Origin of the sequence: Haloplanus sp. HW8-1 (assembly GCF_023703795.1) — an archaeon.
GTDB classification, from domain to species: Archaea; Halobacteriota; Halobacteria; order Halobacteriales; family Haloferacaceae; genus Haloplanus; species Haloplanus pelagicus.
The window spans coordinates 294,893-310,303 of record NZ_CP098518.1 but is presented as its reverse complement, the minus strand read 5'-3'; the positions used below and the strand labels follow the sequence as shown (position 1 = coordinate 310,303).

Below are 15,411 nucleotides of genomic sequence, written 5' to 3'. Positions count from 1 at the left end.
CGCCGGCGCCCGTAGGGGTCCCCGTGCCGGTGTCCGTGGGAACAGCTATAGGAGTGGATGGCGACGTGACGAGCCATGGAGAGCGTCCGAATCGGAGCGGGAGCGGCGTACGCGGGTGACCGGATCGAACCCGCGGTCGAACTGGCCCGGGATGCCGACCTCGACTATCTCGTCTTCGAGTGTCTCGCCGAACGGACCATCGCGCTCGCCGAGTACCGGCAGCGCGGGGGTGGCGTCGGCTACAACGAACTCCTCGAAGAGCGGATCGAGCGAGTGATCCCACACTGCATCGAACACGACGTCACGGTGATCACCAACATGGGGGCCGCCGATCCGGCGGGGGCGACGGCCGCGGCGCGGGCAGTCGTCGACGACTGCGACGCGTCGCTGACCGTCGCGAGCGTCACGGGGTCCGACGTCACGGACGGGTTCGACGCCTTCGACGACGAAACCTTCGGCGACGAGGCCGTGGCCGACTATCGCGACAGAGCCGTCGGCGCGCACGCGTACCTCGGTGTCGACGGCGTCGTCGAGGCCCTAGAGCGGGGGGCGGATATCGTCATCGGCGGACGGATCGCGGACCCCTCGCTGTTCCTTTCGGCGATGGTTCACGAGTTCGGGTGGTCACCCTCCGCGCTCGAGTCTCCCGTCGCCGTCGGACAGGGCATCGCCATCGGCCACCTGCTGGAGTGTGCCGGACAACTCACCGGCGGGTACTTCGCCGACCCGGGCCGCAAGGAGGTGCCCGACTTGGGTCGTCTCGGATTCCCGTACGCGACGGTGGCCCGCGAGGGGAGCGCCAGCGTGCACAGTTTGCCGGAGACCGGCGGGCGCGTCACCGAGGCCACTTGCACGGAGCAACTGCTGTACGAGACGGCCGATCCGGCGCGGTATGTCACGCCCGACGCCGTCGCGGATTTCGGTGGCGTGACGCTCGAACCGGTCGACCGGGCGGTGGACGGCGAACCGGTCGCCGGGATCGCCGTCTCCGGGGCGACCGCCGCCCCTCGCACCGAGACGCTGAAAGTCAACGTGAGCTACGACGACGGATGGATCGGCGTCGGTGAACTGTCGTACGCGGGCCAGAACGCGCTCGAGCGGGCCGAACTCGCGGCGGACGTCGTCCGGACCCGCCTCGACACGGTCGGCGTCGATCCCCGGGAGCTTCGGGTCGACTACGTCGGCGTGGACGCGCTTCACGGCACGACCGGACGCGAACGGGCGGACGATCCGTACGAGGTCCGCCTTCGCGTGGCCGGGAAGTGTGACGCCGAGAGCGACGCGCGCGCCGTCGCACGCGAGGTCGAACGCCTCTATACGAACGGCCCCGCGGGCGGCGGCGGCGCCAGTATGGACGTCCGCCGGAACGTCGGGATCGTCTCGACGCTGCTGGCCCGGAGCGCGGTCGAACCGGCGGTGAGCGTCGATGAGTGACGCCGACCACGACGGCACGCGCACCGTTCGGGACATCGCAGCGGCCCGCGCCGGCGACAAGGGACGGGACGTGAACGTCGCGGTCGTCGCCGACGACGACGAGGCGTTCGACGTCCTCGCGGCCGTGCTCACCGAGGAGCGAGTCGCCGACGCGTTCGGTCCGCTGATCAAGGGGGACGTGACGCGGTACGACCTGCCGCAGTTGCGCGCGTTCAACTTCGTCGTCTCGGACAGGGCGGCCGGCGACGTGACGACCACGCTGTGTCAGGACGCACACGGGAAGTCGCTCTCCTATCTCCTCTTGGGTATCGGGATCCCCGACCGACGGTGACCCGGCGGACGGGGGGAGCGGACGACGTCGGGGGCGACTCGCGTTCCGCGAAGAGGCGTTCGACAGCGAGACCCGTTCCGTGCGTTCGCTACCCGTCACCTCGTCTGTACGCTGTCGTAAGGCTACCGTGGTGTGTCCCGAGACCCCGACCGCAACACCACACGACCTGACAGATTCGTTACGGAAAATTGAACAGGGTGTAGAATCCACCCTCACGCCATGGAGCTACCGAACCGAACGGAGTCGATGGTCCTGACGGCGCCCGAAGCACTCGAGATGCAGTCCTTCGACGTGCCCGACGTGTCCGAGACGGGCGGCGGACTGCTCGAAGTGGAGATGACGTCCGTCTGTGGGTCCGACATCGGCCGCTATCAGGGAAAGGGGTACAGCACGTACTATCCGGTCGTCTTCGGCCACGAGGTGGTCGGGCGGGTGGTCGAGGCGAGCGACGACGCGCTCGATCGCTTCGGCGTGTCGCTCGGTGACCGGGTCGTTCCGGAGCCGTACATTCCCTGTTACGCGTGCCGGAACTGCCAGCGTGGTAACTACCACATGTGCGACGAGGGTCGCTGTTACGGCGTGACGATGACCGCCGACCAGCCACCGCACCTCTGGGGCGGGTACGGCGAGTACATGTATCTCCATCGGAACTCGAAGCTCCACCCCGTCGCCGAGGAGGTTCCCCCGGAAGCGGCGTGTCTCGGGACCGTCATCGGGAACGGCGTCCGGTGGGCCCACACCAAAGGGGAGGTCGGCCCGACCGACGACGTCGTCGTCATCGGTCCGGGAGCCCAGGGGCTCTCGACGGTGCTCGTCGCGGCCGAAGCGGGTGCGGATCCGGTCGTCCTGCTGGGACTCGCGTCCGACGGCGACCGACTGGCGCTCGGCGAGGACCTCGGCGCGACCCACACGGTCACCATCGACGAGCAGGACCCGGAGGCCGTCGTCGACGAGGCAACCGACGGTGAGGGGCCGGAGGTGGTCGTCGTCGCGGCCCCGGACTCGCGGGCCGTCGAACTCGGACTCGACCTCGTCGCTCCGCTCGGGCGCCTCGTCTTACCCGGGATCGTCGGCGAAGCCACCGAGATCGAAACGGACCGGATCGTGCGCGACGAGATCAGCATCATCGGCGGGCGGGGACAGGCACTCGACGTCGAACCCGCGATGGAACTGGTCGAAGCCCACGCCGAAGACGTGGCGCGAATCAACACACACACGTTCCCTGTCTCCGAAGCCGACACCGCCATCCAGCGTCAGTTGGCCGGCGACGCGTTCGATCCGGACATCATTCATGCGGCGCTCTACCCCGACTGACGGCGACGCGTCGCCCCTTATATCGAGTCACTCACCACGGGGACGACCCGTCCTCCGGCACCACCTCGAACGCGTTGAGGATATACGCGAGCATGCTGTAGTACCCGATGGTGGCGGTCGCGTCGGTGATCCCTCTCGTTCCGAAGTGGTCCTTGGCCCGTTCGAACAGCGGCGTCGGGACGGCGTTGTCACGGAGGAGGCTCCGGACGTATTCGACGATGAGCGCCGCCGGATCCGACAGCCCGTCGACCGGGTCGTCGTCGAGCACCGCCTCGATGACCGCGTCGTCGACGCCCGCCTCGCGGGCCAGCGGTTCGTGGGCCACCCACTCGAACCGACAGCCGAACTCGCGGGCGACGGTGAGGATGATGAGTTCCCGTTCGTCACCGGACAGCACGCTCTCGAAGCGAACGTACGTCCCCACATCCCCGATCAGTCCGGCGACGGGCGGGCTGTTCAACAGCACGCCGAACGGCCCGATGACGTGCCCGCGCGTGTCCGCGATGCGGTCGTAGTGTTCGTGCTGGTCCGCGGGTAGCTGATCCCGCTCCGTGATAAACGGCAGTCTGTCGGTCTCGCCCTGCATGGGACCGAAGACGGATGGACCCGTAATAATCCTTAGTGCGTGTCCCCGGGAACGACCCCGTCGTCCCCACGCCGGCAGGGGGCGGTCAGTCGTAGCTCACGAACTCCTCTTGATACTCCGTGAGCCGTGCCATGTCCTCTCGGAGCGGACCGGTGAACAGCAGTTTGCCGGACTCGTCTTGTTCCTCGATGCCGTGTTCGACCTCGGGAGGGACCACCAGTACGTCTCCCGCTTCGAGGTGTTTCGTCTCCCCGTCGACGTGAAACCGGCACGACCCGTCGAGCATGAACACGATCTGTTCCCAGGGGTGGGAGTGAATCTCCTCCGCCGATCCCGGGGGGATGTTCGTGATCCCCATCAGCGTCTCGAACCCCCTGAAATACCACTGCGTCGCGCCACCACTGCGGTCGTGTTTCGGGATGTCCTCTTCGTTGTAGACGGCAGGGACTCGCTCCGAGTGGTAATGTCTGACCATGGTCCCCGGTCGGAGCGATCGTTGAAAAAAGTGGAGGTGGCCCCACGGAGGGACTCCGGGGGGCGGCGAGACGGTCCGGCGGAAAACGAGCGGCGCTCGCACCCGGATCAGTGGTCGGCCGCCGTGAGGAGGAGCCCCCCGTCCACGGGGATCGCCGCCCCCGTGATGAACCGCGACCGATCGCTGGCGAGAAAGACCGCCGTCCAGCCGACGTCCCACGGACTACCCTCGAGAGCGTAGGGGGTGGCCTCCTTGCGTTTCTCCCGCTCGTCGGCGAGGTGGCGCGCGATGCCGGGCGTCCAGATCAGTCCCGGAAGGAGACAGTTCACCCGGATCCGATCGTCACCGTGGTCCCGGGCCATCGCCCGGGTGAGCCCCATCATGGCCGATTTCGTCGTCGTGTACGGGGCCGAGGAGCCGTCACGTTTCGGGCGCAAGGCAGTCGTCGAGGAGACGTTGATGATCGATCCACCGCCACTGTCCCTGATGTGAGGAACGGCGTATTTCGACATCGAGACGGCGCTCATCAGGTTTATCGAGAGCGACGCCTCCCACGTGTCGGAACTCGCCTTCTCGACGCTCTCCCGGGGCGCGCCACCGCCGACGTTGTTGTGGAGGACGTGGAGCGAACCGAACCGGGACACCGTCTCCTCGACGATCCGTCGACAGTCGTCCGGATCGGTGACGTCACCCTCCAGGGAGAGGTAGTCGCCACCCTCCTCCTCGATGACGCGTTCGGTGATCTCCATGTACTCGGGTTCCTTGTCGACCAGCGTCACCGTCGCCCCCTGTCTGGCGAGGAGGATCGCCGTCGCCGCACCGTTCCCGACGCCCTCGCCGCCACGGGTGCCGGCCCCGGTGACGATCGCGACCTTCCCGTCCAAATCGCCTCGTTTGCTCGCTTCCCGCACACGCTCGACCGTCTCCTCGATCTCTTCGGAGCTCATGTCGGTTGTCAACGTTGCACGTTGCATCGTCGCTCGCGGGTAAGAGACTGTCGATGGCAGTCACGCCGGTGAGAGGAGTATGTCTCGACGTCCACACCGCAGACAGCGTCGACTCGTTTCCCGAACCGGTCGACCATCCGGAGCGTCCGCCGGCGAACCGGACGTTCAGTACAGCGCGTCCAGTCCGTCGTCCTTGAGGACGGAGGCGATGCCGTTTTTCTGTATCTCGTCGGTCCCACCGGCGATCCGCCAGCGCCGTCCGATCCGGTAGAGCTGTTCGATCGGATGGCCCCGTTCGTAGCCGTTGGCCCCGTGGATCTGTAATGCCTGGTCGACGACGTCGTCGACCATCCGTGCGGCCTGCAGTTTGACCATCGACGAGTGGAGTCTGTCCGGAACGCCGTCCTCGCGTTCGAGCCCTCGGGCGGTGGTGACATGCGTCAGCGCCCGCGAGGTTTCGATCTTCGTCGCCATGTCGGCCAACTTCCATTCGATCCCCTGGAAGTCGGCGATGGGCTGGTCGAACTGGACGCGGTGCTGGGCGTACTCGAGCGACCGATCGAGCGCGCACAGGGCCTTGGCGTTCGACATCGCTCCGGCGCTGATCCGCTCCCAGTTGAGCGCCTTGACCTGTTCGACGAACTCCCGTTTGCCGCGGGAGAGGACGTCGATCTCCGGAATCTCGACGTCGTCGAACCGGATCTGTGCCTGCCTGTGGTCGCTCATGTTGACGTCCTCCCGGAAGACGTCGACGCCCGGCGCGTCCATGTCGACGACGACCGACCCCAACCCCTCCGGGAACCGCGCCCAGACGACCGCCGCCTCGGCCTCGCCACCGCCGCTCACCCACATCTTTTCGCCGTTCAGTACGAGCCCACCGTCCTCCTCGGAGACCGAGGTGTCCATCGCGTTCACATCGGAGCCAGCCTGCGGTTCGGAGACGGCAAAGCAGACGAACTCGCCGTCCTCCAGAAGCGGCCGGAGGTACTTCTCTTTCGCTTCGTGGGTGCCGAGTCGGTGGATGCTGTGGGGCGCCACGAAATGCTGGGTGTGAATCGTGCGGGCGGTGTCGGGACAAACGCGACCGATCGCTTCGATCAACAGGAGCGCCTCCAACTCGGTCATTCCGCCGCCGCCGTACTCCGGATCGAAGTTGATCCCGAAAAAGCCCCGATCCATCAGCAGTTCCACGTTCTCGACGGGGCGTTCCCCCTGCCACGTGAACGCGTCGGCGGCGAACTCGTCTTCGGCCATCCCGCGCGCCGTGTCGAACAGCATTCGCTGCTCGTCCGTATACGAGAGCATCGGTACGTGGGGGTGGGCGCGCGGAGTTATATACCTCGGGGGCCGTCCCTGGACCCGACGGTGGAGGCGGACAGCAGCGTTAAGTGGCAGTCGGGCCGAAGTTCGGCAACCGACCCGGTCCCACGGAATAGAGGGGTAACGATAGCGATGTTCGACCACTTCGATCGCTCGGTCACGGCTACATCGATTCGATAGATGTCCGGACTGCGTAGGATGCGAAATCGGTGGCGGACTCGACATACGACGCTCGGCGTCCTGATGGCCGCGTTCTTTTCGGTGCGGTTTACCCAGATCGCCGTCAGTCCACTCGTCCCCGAGTTCATCGACGTATTCGCCGTCTCCACGAGCCTCGTCGGCGCAGCGATAAGCGGCATGTGGCTCACCTATTCGCTCGTTCAGCTCCCCGGCGGCGTGTTCGGCGATCGGTTCGGCGAGCGCCGGGTCATCGTCGGCACGCTCGGCGCCACGCTACTCGCGAGTCTCTTGATCGCGGTCTCGCCGTCGTTTATCGTCGTCGCCGTCTGTATCGGATTCTTGGGTATCGGAGCGGGCGTGTACTACCCGGTCTCGGCCGCCCTGCTATCGCGCCGGTTCGACGACATCGGCCGAACGATCGGCCTCCACGAAGCGGGGTCGAATCTCGGCGGCTTTCTCGCACCGATGGTCGTCGCCGTTCTCCTCTCCGTCGCCGGCTGGCGGAGTGCGTTCCTCTTTGCCGCGGGGCTCGTGGCGACGGCGGCGGCGCTCGTGTCGACCCTCCTCGGCTCCACCCCACCGGTCAACGCTGGCGCTTCGCTTCGAGAACTGGTGGACCTGCGGACGTTCGCCGACTTCGGGACTCGACCCGGGTTGCTGACGACGACTGCCGTCGCCGTCGCCCACGAGTTCTCCGTCCAGGCCACGCTGTCGTTCCTTCCGACGTTCCTCGTCGCCTATCACGGTCTCACCGTCGGTACGGCGGGGATTCTCTTTTCGGCCTATTTCGTGACCGTCGCCGTGGCACAGCCGGTGACTGGCGCGATATCCGACCGGATCGGGCGCGATCCGGCGATCGCCGCCGTCTTTCTCGTCGGAGTGAGCAACTTCGGACTCATCGTCGTCACCGACTCGTTCCCCGTCGTCGTCGCCGCGACGGTCCTCATCGGCGCGGCCATGAGCGGTGGACCGTCTATCCACTCCCGGGCGCTGGATCGACTCGACTCCGAGGAACGAGGCGTCGGGTTCGGACTGTTTCGGTCCACCTTCATGACGCTCGGTTCGCTGAGTCCGTTGATCGTCGGCACGGTCGTCGACGCGGCCGGGTGGGGGGTCGCGTACGGTCTTGTCGCCGGAGTCCTCACCGTCGGGACGCTCGTGATACTGGTTCGCTCCGCCCAGCAGCGGTGAAACTGTTAAATATAGTTTGATGCAATTGCACCCATGCGATCCATCGAGGAGATGAACGGAGCGAACGTCGTCGCGGAGACGTGTGCCGCGATCGAGCCCGGAGAACGCGTCCTGGTGGTCGGCGACTGGCGGACCGCCACCGTGGCCGAACGTGTCGCCGCCGCAGCGCGAAACTTGGACGCCGAGGTATCGATGACGCTCATGGACCCCCGCGAGTACGACGGAAACGCACCGCCCGAGACCGTCGCCGCGGCGATGCAGGAGCCCGACGTCGTCATCACCCCCGTCCATCGCTCGATCACCCATTCTGAACCGACACAGGAGGCACTGGCCAACGGCGTGCGGGTCATCAGCCTGGTCAAACACACCCCGGAACAGCTCGTGACGGGCGGACTCTACGCCGATTACGAGGCGATGCAACCCCACTGCGAGGAGATGGCGGCCAAACTCGGGGAGGCCGACGAGGCCCACCTCACGAGCCCGTCCGGAACCGACGCCACCTTCGACCTCAGCGGTCGGCCGGGCAACGCCCACCCCGGGATCGCGGATTCGCCCGGCGAGTTCACCGCCGCGGTGAACATCGAGGCGAACGTCTCACCCGTCGAGGGACAGGCCGAGGGACGGCTGGTCTTCGACGGGTCGATCCCGAACCTCGACATCGGCGTCCTGTCGGAGCCGGTCAGCATGCAGGTCGAAGACGGGGCGGTCACGACCGTCGAGGGCGGCGACGAGGCCGAGCGGATCGCCGAGGTCTGGGCGGCACACGACGATCCGGCCGTCTACAACATCGCACAACTCGCCGTGGGAATGAACCCCGAGTGTACGTCGTTCAACGGCTGGTTCTCGAACGAGCACGGCGTCTTCGGCAGCGTCCACGTGGGCATCGGGACGAGCAGCACGCTCGGGGGGACGACCCAAGCGCCCGTACACTTCGACGCGATGATGTCGGACCCGACGTTACGACTCGACGACGAGGTCGTCCTCGAGGACGGCGAGTTCACGTTCTTTTCGCCCCCGTAATGCGCGGCCGCCGCCGGTCGGTTACGCGTCGCCACCCTCAGTGACGCGTTCGATCGCCCGCGCACACTGCAGCGCGCGTCCGTCCTCGAACATCGGGGCGATCACCTGCGCACCGACCGGCAGCCCCTCGACCGTCGCCGCAGGGACCGAGACGGCGGGGAGGCCGGTGAGGCTGAACGGTTTGCACAGCGAGTACTTCAGCCCGTCTTCGGCGGACTGGATCGCGCCGTACTCGGGAGGGAGCGTCCGAAGCGTGGAGGTGAGGAGGACGTCGACGTGCTCGAACTGCTCGGTCAGGTGGTCGGTGAAGTCGGCGGCCTCGCGGCGGGCAGCGGCGTACGAGCGGCCGTCCGTCAGCCGATCCACGAGCGCCCCGGGCAGAACGCGCTCGGCGACGTGAGTGTTGAACGGGGGCGACGCGAACGCCCGCAGCCATTCCGGATCGGCCCTTGGCCCGTCACCGCGCGTGGCGAAGGACTGCTCGACGAGCCACGCGTACTCGGCCCCGTACATGAGCGAGTAGGCGTATTCGACCGTCTCGGGGATTTCGACCGGGACGGGCGTCACGGTGATCCCCTCGGTGCCACGGAGTGCGTCGGCGACCCCGGCCATCGCGTCCGCGACCGGATCGTCCACGAGGTCGAACGTGGACTCGACGACGCCGACCCGTATCGAGTCGAAGGCACCGAGGGAGTGGGCGATCGGGCCGGCGTCGGGACGCACCGAGGCCGGATCGCGCGGGTCGGGGCCGGCGATGGCGTCCAGCACCCGGGTGGCCGTCTCGACGTCGGGCGCCAGCGGCCCGACCGTGTCCGTCGACGGCATGTTCCCCACGACCCCGTACCGGGAGACCAGGTGGTGTGAGGGCTTTACGCCGACGAGGCCACAGCACGCCGCGGGGACGCGGACGCTCCCGCCCGTATCCGTCCCGAGCGCCGCGTCGACGAGGCCGGCGGCGGCGGCGACACCGCTCCCGCTCGAGGTGCCGCCGGGAACCCGCCCCGGCGCCACCGGATTGTGAACGCGACCGAACTCGCTCCACTCGCCGGCCGGGCCGAAGGCGAACGCGTCCATGTTCGCCTTCCCCACGACGCGTGCGCCCTCGTCGAGCAGCCGTTCGACCACCGTCGCGTCGAACGACGGGACATACGAGAGGTCGGTCGATCCACACGTCATCGTGAGCCCCCGGACGGCGATGTTGTCCTTGATAGCGATCGACACCCCGTCGAGGGTGCCGCTCGACTCCGTCGTGCGGGGTTCGTCGTACACGGCAAGGAACGCGTTGTACTCGTCGTCGGACCGTGCCCCCGCCGGATCGGGGGCATCACCTGCCTCGTCCGGAAGGTCGTCGATTGCGGCGTGCAGTTCCCGGGCGTACGCGAGTGCCCCCGATTCGACCCCGCCGTCGACTGGCATCCCGAGTTCGCCGGCCAGTCCGTGGAGCGCCCGCTCCCAAGAGGCGTCGTCGACCATGTCGCCTATGCTCGTGCCCGCCGGCATAACCGTGTCGCCGATCGAGTCCGTCGCACGCTCGCCGGGATAATATTAATATCACGTGGGGGACCAGTACGAGTACTGGTAGTGAATAACATGCACAGTTCCGATCCCGACGGCGACGAGAGCGAACTCACCATCGTCGACACGGACGTTCACGTCAACTACGTTCACCCGGACATGCAACGGGCGGTCGCACAGCGGCTGCCCGAACCGTATCGGACGCGGTTGGATCCGGACACGGCACAGGGGTTCAGGTTCGCCTACCCGGGCCACCACTGGGTCGGCGAGACACCCGGCAAGGACAGTGCGCATACGATGCCCGTGACGGAACCGGACGCACACGTCCAGCAGCCGGTCTGCGAGGAACTGGGCGTCGATTACCCGATCCTCAACACGGCGCCTTCGTTCGTGGACCACCTCCCGAGGGAGCGGGCACGAGCGGAGATGAAGGCGGCAAACGACGTCCTCCTCGACCGGTTTCTGGACGAGTACGACCACTTCTACGGGCTCTGTACGGTCGCGACGACGGAGCCCGACAAAGCGGCCGAAGAACTGGACCGAATGGGCTCCGAACGGCAGATCGTCGGGGCGTTCATCGAGAGCGGCGGCCCCGACAAACCGCTCGGCAACCCGCGGTACGACGTCCTGTACCAGGCGGCCCAGGACAACGATCTACCGATCGTCACCCACGGGTTCTCCGGCGCGGCCGTGCAGTGGGACTTCCCGACGCTGGTTCGGGACCTCGAGAACTGGCTGGCCGTTCGGACGCTGTCACATCCGTTCTCCCAGATGTTGCATCTCACGAGCATGATCTATCAGGGCGTCCCGGAGAAGTTCCCCGACCTCAATTTCGTGTTTCTGGAGGCGGGGATCGGCTGGATACCGTACATGATCGGCCGTCTGAACCGCGGCTACAAGCAGCGGCGTGACTGGGCGCCACTTCTCGAACGAACGCCCGAGGAGTACCTCCGGGAGTCGTTCTACATCGGGACCCAACCGATCGGCGAACCGAACGACCGGCGCCACATGCACCAACTCCTGCAGATGGTCGGCCCGGAGATGCTCATGTTCTCGACGGACCATCCCCACTACGACTTCGACAGCCCATCGGCGCTGGTCGATCGGTACCTCGCGCCGTTCTCGCGGGCAGAACAGGATCGGATCCTCGCCGGCAACGCGCGGGAGGTGTTCGGGGTTCCGCGATGACCGACCACGTCGTCGCCGCCGAGGAGGACTTTCCGGAGGGGAGTCGTCTCCTCGTCGAGGTCGACGGCCGGGAAGTCGCCGTATTCAACCGGGACGGCGCGTACTACGCGTACGCGAACTGGTGTCCACACCAGGGTGGGCCGATCTGTGAGGGCGAACTCAGCGGGACGCTCGAAGCGACCTTCGACCCCGAGACGCTCACCGTCGACCGCGACTGGGTCGCAGAGGGGACGGTGTTGACCTGTCCCTGGCACGGCTGGGAGTTCGACGTCACGTCGGGCGAGTGTCGCGTCGACGAGGCTCGCCTGCCATCGTACGCGGTCCGGACCGAGGACGGCGACGTCGTCCTCACGGTGTAACCAGCGAACGAAATCACGAAGACAGCGAGACACGCCCATGCATTCCACCGATCGCTTCAGCGAACTCAACGAGGTAGACGGGACCGTCGTCGACTGTGACGCCCACCTGCTCGAAGAGGAAGAGGACTTCGTCGGGTATATCGATGACCCGTTCGCGTCGATGGGTATCGACGCGGACACCATCCGGAAGTACAGCGGCCACTACCCGGGGCCGGCGTTTCTCAACCCGGCCATCGAGTCGGGACGGTCGACGACGCAACTGGAGTTTTCAAACACGGTGGCGGACATCGCCGCCGCCGACGAGATGTTGAACCGGGATCGAGCGATCCTGACGCCCGGTGGCTGTAACCTGAAACTGGGATTCGTCCACCACGGCGAACTCGCGGCGGCCCTCGCGAGCGCCTACAACGACTGGATCCTCGACCAGTTCCTCGACGAACTCCCGACGCTCCACGGAGCGGCGGTCGTGGCCCCCCAGAAACCCGAGTTGGCCGCGGCCGAGATCCGCCGGCGCGCATCGGAGCCGAAGATCGCGAGCGTCATGCTCCCCTGTGCCGGCGTGTCGCCACCGCTCGGAATGGAGAAGTACGATCCGATATACGAGGCCGCCGAAGACGCGGGACTACCGGTGATGATGCACCCCGGCATCAACGGACTCATCGGGAGTTTCCCGCAACACTGGCGTGGCACCGACCGTTACCTCGACGCGAAGGTCTGCTGTCACCCGTCGGAACAGATGTTCCACCTCTCGACGATGCTCACGAAGGGGATCCCGGTCAAATATCCCGACCTCGAGTTCGTCATCATGGAGGCGGGGCTGGGGTGGATTCCGTTCTTCATCCGACGGTACGAACAGCACTACCTGATGTTGCGGGAGGACGCGCCGATGCTCGAGAAATCCCCCCAGGAGTACATCGACGACCAGTTCTACTTCACGAGCCAGCCCATCGAGGGCGCGGCCGAACCCGAGTACATCGCACGGGTCGCCCGACTCTTCAACGGGAGCGACAACCTCCTCTTTGCGTCCGACTGGCCCCACATGGATTTCGACACCACGAAACAGCTGTACCAGTCGCTCGGGACGGAGTTCGACGACGACGAGGTGGCGGCCATCTACGGGGGGACGGCGCGTTCGGTCTTCGACCTGTGACGCCCCGGTCGGGGCGAACGCTCGGCACGTCGGCGTCTACCGACGGCCGGTGTCCGAGGGGATCGCTCCGGACGGAGGTCACGGCCGTCGTGGACGCCGGCGCTCCCGACAGCCGTCCGGCCGCGGCGTGACCACGAGTCCACCGGGTCGGGTGACCGAAGCCTATAATGATGCGGCCGGAAACAGCGCCACCAATGGGCGCCAGTGGGCGGGCCGGAGAGATCCGTCGCGTCGCCGCGGAACTGTGGCGAGGGGGTCGAGGACCGACGCTCGTCGCCGTCGGTGGCGGGTGGTTTCTCTCGATCGGCGTGCGGCTTGTCTACCCCGCCGTCCTGCCGTACCTGCGGACCGATTTTGGCCTCGATCTGACGACCGCCGGACTCCTGATAACGACGCTGTGGGTGGCGTACGCGCTCGGCCAACTCCCCGGTGGACTCCTCGACGACCGCGCCGGCTCCGGCCGCCTGCTCGTCGCGAGTACCGCCGTCTCCGCGGTGACGCTGGCGCTCGTGGTGACGGTGGGGTCCGTCGGCGCGCTGTTCGTCGGGACCGCCCTCTTCGGCTTCGCGACGGCACTGTACGGCGTCTCCCGCCTCACGCTCCTCGTGACGACCTACCCGGATCGCGGCGGGACGGCGGTCGGGGTGGTCCAGAGCGCCGGCGACTTCGGGAGTTCCGTGCTCCCGCCCCTGGGGAGTCTCCTGGCCGCGACGTTCGCCTGGGAGGTCGGGCTCGGCTTCGCGGTGCCGCTGTTCCTGCTCGCCGGCGTCGGCCTTCACGTCGCCGTGCCCGGCGACGGGAGCGGCACCGCGGAGACGGCCACGCTCGCGACCACGCTCCGGCGGGTGACCGAGGCGGTGCGCGACCCCGCGATCGCGACCGTGATAGCCGTCCAGACGCTCGGATACTGTATCTGGCAGTCGTTCACCGCGTTCTATCCGACGTATCTCGCCGAGATGAAGAGCATCACGCCGACCACCGCGGCTGTGCTGTTCGGGGGGCTCTTCGCGCTCGGTATCGTGGTGCGACCGATCTCGGGGACGGCCTACGATACGCTGGGACCGGGGCGCGCCCTCCCGATCGTGTTCGCCGTCATCACCGTGACGATGGGGCTTCTCCCCTTCGTCGACGGACTGCCCGCGCTGGTCGTCGTCACCGTCATGGCGAGCAGCATTCTCGGCTACGCGACGGTTACGCTCACGTATCTCACTGAAGCACTCGACGACGACATCCAGGGGATCGGAATCGGGTCGATACGGTCCGGATACATGCTCGTCGGCGCCGGGTTCCCGACCGTCGTCGGGGTGATCGCCGACGCCGGCTTTTTCGACGAGGCGTTCTTCCTGCTTGCCGGCATCGGTGCCGTCGCCACGCTCCTCTCGCTTCGGATGCCCGGGACGGAGGGCACCACATCGGCCGCCTAGAGCCTTCGTGCCCGCGATCGGAGAGTCGTCGACGTGGCTGTCGGCGAGTGTGACCCGCCGGCGGTCGAGGGGGGGACCGTCGGACGGGGGGTGCCCGAGACGGATACCGGCATCAGGTGTCGTCGTGGGAAACCTTTTGGTCTCCCTGTGTGGAGGCATTCGACATGGATCTGGAAATAGACGGCAACGCGGCACTCGTAACGGCGTCGTCCAGCGGGCTCGGCAAGGCATCCGCGAAGGCACTGGCACGCGAAGGCGTCGACGTCGTGATCAACGGTCGTGACGAAGAGCGACTCGCGGCGGCACAGGAGGACGTCGAATCCGTCGCCGCCGACGGCGTCGACGTCGTGGCACAGCCCGGCGATCTGACTGACGAGGACGACATCCAGCAACTCGTCGAGACGGCGGTCGAGGAGTTCGGCCGACTCGATCACCTGGTTACCAGCGCCGGGGGGCCGCCGTCCGGCCAGTTCGTCGACATCGACGACGAGGACTGGTACGAGGCCTACGACCTCCTCGTGATGAGCGTCGTCCGCCTCGCGCGGGCGGCCCAGCCACACCTCGCGGCGGGCGACGGCGGGACCATCGTCACCATCACCTCCCGGAGCGTCAAGGAGGCGATCGACAGCCTCGTGCTGTCGAACTCGGTGCGGATGGGCGTGATCGGGCTAGAGAAGACCCTCTCGAAGGAGTTCGCCCCCGAAGTGCGCGCCAACGCGGTGCTGCCCGGGCCTCACGAGACGGCCCGCATTCAGGATCTGGTAGAGGCCGCGGTCGACCGTGGCGACTACGACTCCTACGAGGAGGGACTGGCCGACTGGGCGTCGAACCCGCTCGAACGGATCGGCGATCCGATGGAACTGGGCAACACCGTGTCCTTCCTCTCGTCGCCGAAGTCGGGATACATCAACGGGACGGCGATCACCATCGACGGCGGTTCGACGGGAGCGAACCTATGACCACCTGCGGCGGTCGGG

15 protein-coding genes are annotated in these 15,411 nt (G+C 67.0%); 10 read left to right on the top strand and 5 right to left on the bottom strand.

The features are described from left to right. The first annotated feature begins 75 nt into the window (after positions 1-75). The 3 genes from NBT82_RS01590 (at position 76) to NBT82_RS01580 (ending at position 3,079) form a co-directional block, all read left to right on the top strand. Positions 76-1,434 carry an acyclic terpene utilization AtuA family protein gene (locus tag NBT82_RS01590; protein ID WP_251329843.1) on the top strand — a complete coding sequence of 453 codons (1,359 nt, stop codon included), beginning with the start codon at positions 76-78 and terminating at the stop codon, positions 1,432-1,434. Then, positions 1,427-1,765, top strand: coding sequence for an AtuA-related protein (locus tag NBT82_RS01585; RefSeq protein ID WP_251329842.1), 339 nt, complete (start codon positions 1,427-1,429; stop codon positions 1,763-1,765). Before NBT82_RS01590 ends, NBT82_RS01585 begins: the two co-directional genes overlap by 8 nt. Positions 1,766-1,984: 219 nt before the next feature. Beyond that, positions 1,985-3,079 carry a zinc-dependent alcohol dehydrogenase gene (locus NBT82_RS01580; protein ID WP_251329841.1) on the top strand — a complete coding sequence of 365 codons (1,095 nt, stop codon included), beginning with the start codon at positions 1,985-1,987 and terminating at the stop codon, positions 3,077-3,079. A gap of 31 nt (positions 3,080-3,110) precedes the next feature. On the opposite strand, the gene NBT82_RS01575 is transcribed toward NBT82_RS01580, so the two are convergent. The 4 genes from NBT82_RS01575 to NBT82_RS01560 form a co-directional block, all read right to left on the bottom strand. Then, positions 3,111-3,665, bottom strand: coding sequence for a carboxymuconolactone decarboxylase family protein (locus tag NBT82_RS01575; RefSeq protein ID WP_251329840.1), 555 nt, complete (start codon positions 3,663-3,665; stop codon positions 3,111-3,113). A gap of 85 nt (positions 3,666-3,750) precedes the next feature. Continuing rightward, positions 3,751-4,140 (bottom strand): cupin domain-containing protein, encoded by a 390-nt coding sequence (locus tag NBT82_RS01570; RefSeq protein ID WP_251329839.1) that lies wholly within the window; start codon positions 4,138-4,140, stop codon positions 3,751-3,753. 107 nt (positions 4,141-4,247) lie between these two features. Continuing rightward, positions 4,248-5,087 carry an SDR family NAD(P)-dependent oxidoreductase gene (locus tag NBT82_RS01565; protein ID WP_251329838.1) on the bottom strand — a complete coding sequence of 280 codons (840 nt, stop codon included), beginning with the start codon at positions 5,085-5,087 and terminating at the stop codon, positions 4,248-4,250. A 165-nt stretch (positions 5,088-5,252) separates the two neighbouring features. After that, entirely contained in the window at positions 5,253-6,392 is a 1,140-nt protein-coding gene (locus NBT82_RS01560) for an acyl-CoA dehydrogenase family protein (protein WP_251329837.1), read from the bottom strand. A 213-nt stretch (positions 6,393-6,605) separates the two neighbouring features. On the opposite strand from NBT82_RS01560, the gene NBT82_RS01555 reads away from it, so the two are divergent. Then, a complete protein-coding gene (locus tag NBT82_RS01555) occupies positions 6,606-7,778 on the top strand; it encodes an MFS transporter (RefSeq protein ID WP_251329836.1) in 1,173 nt (390 codons plus the stop codon). A 33-nt stretch (positions 7,779-7,811) separates the two neighbouring features. Then, positions 7,812-8,798 carry an aminopeptidase gene (locus NBT82_RS01550; protein ID WP_251329835.1) on the top strand — a complete coding sequence of 329 codons (987 nt, stop codon included), beginning with the start codon at positions 7,812-7,814 and terminating at the stop codon, positions 8,796-8,798. Positions 8,799-8,819: 21 nt separating this feature from the next. On the opposite strand, the gene NBT82_RS01545 is transcribed toward NBT82_RS01550, so the two are convergent. Beyond that, complete coding sequence (locus NBT82_RS01545; RefSeq protein ID WP_251329834.1) at positions 8,820-10,271, bottom strand: amidase; 1,452 nt, start codon at positions 10,269-10,271, stop codon at positions 8,820-8,822. 117 nt (positions 10,272-10,388) lie between these two features. Here NBT82_RS01545 and NBT82_RS01540 point away from each other — a divergent pair, with 117 nt between their 5' ends. From NBT82_RS01540 to NBT82_RS01520, 5 genes are all read left to right on the top strand, one after another. Next, on the top strand, positions 10,389-11,501 hold the full coding sequence (locus tag NBT82_RS01540) for an amidohydrolase family protein (protein ID WP_251331322.1): 1,113 nt from the start codon (positions 10,389-10,391) through the stop codon (positions 11,499-11,501). Next, a complete protein-coding gene (locus tag NBT82_RS01535) occupies positions 11,498-11,860 on the top strand; it encodes a Rieske (2Fe-2S) protein (protein ID WP_251329833.1) in 363 nt (120 codons plus the stop codon). Before NBT82_RS01540 ends, NBT82_RS01535 begins: the two co-directional genes overlap by 4 nt. A gap of 37 nt (positions 11,861-11,897) precedes the next feature. Continuing rightward, positions 11,898-13,010: an amidohydrolase family protein gene (locus NBT82_RS01530; RefSeq protein WP_251329832.1), complete on the top strand. Its 1,113-nt coding sequence runs from the start codon at positions 11,898-11,900 to the stop codon at positions 13,008-13,010. A gap of 194 nt (positions 13,011-13,204) precedes the next feature. After that, complete coding sequence (locus NBT82_RS01525) at positions 13,205-14,434, top strand: MFS transporter (RefSeq protein ID WP_251329831.1); 1,230 nt, start codon at positions 13,205-13,207, stop codon at positions 14,432-14,434. Between the two features lie 164 nt (positions 14,435-14,598). After that, entirely contained in the window at positions 14,599-15,393 is a 795-nt protein-coding gene (locus NBT82_RS01520; protein WP_251329830.1) for an SDR family oxidoreductase, read from the top strand. Positions 15,394-15,411: the final 18 nt, after the last annotated feature.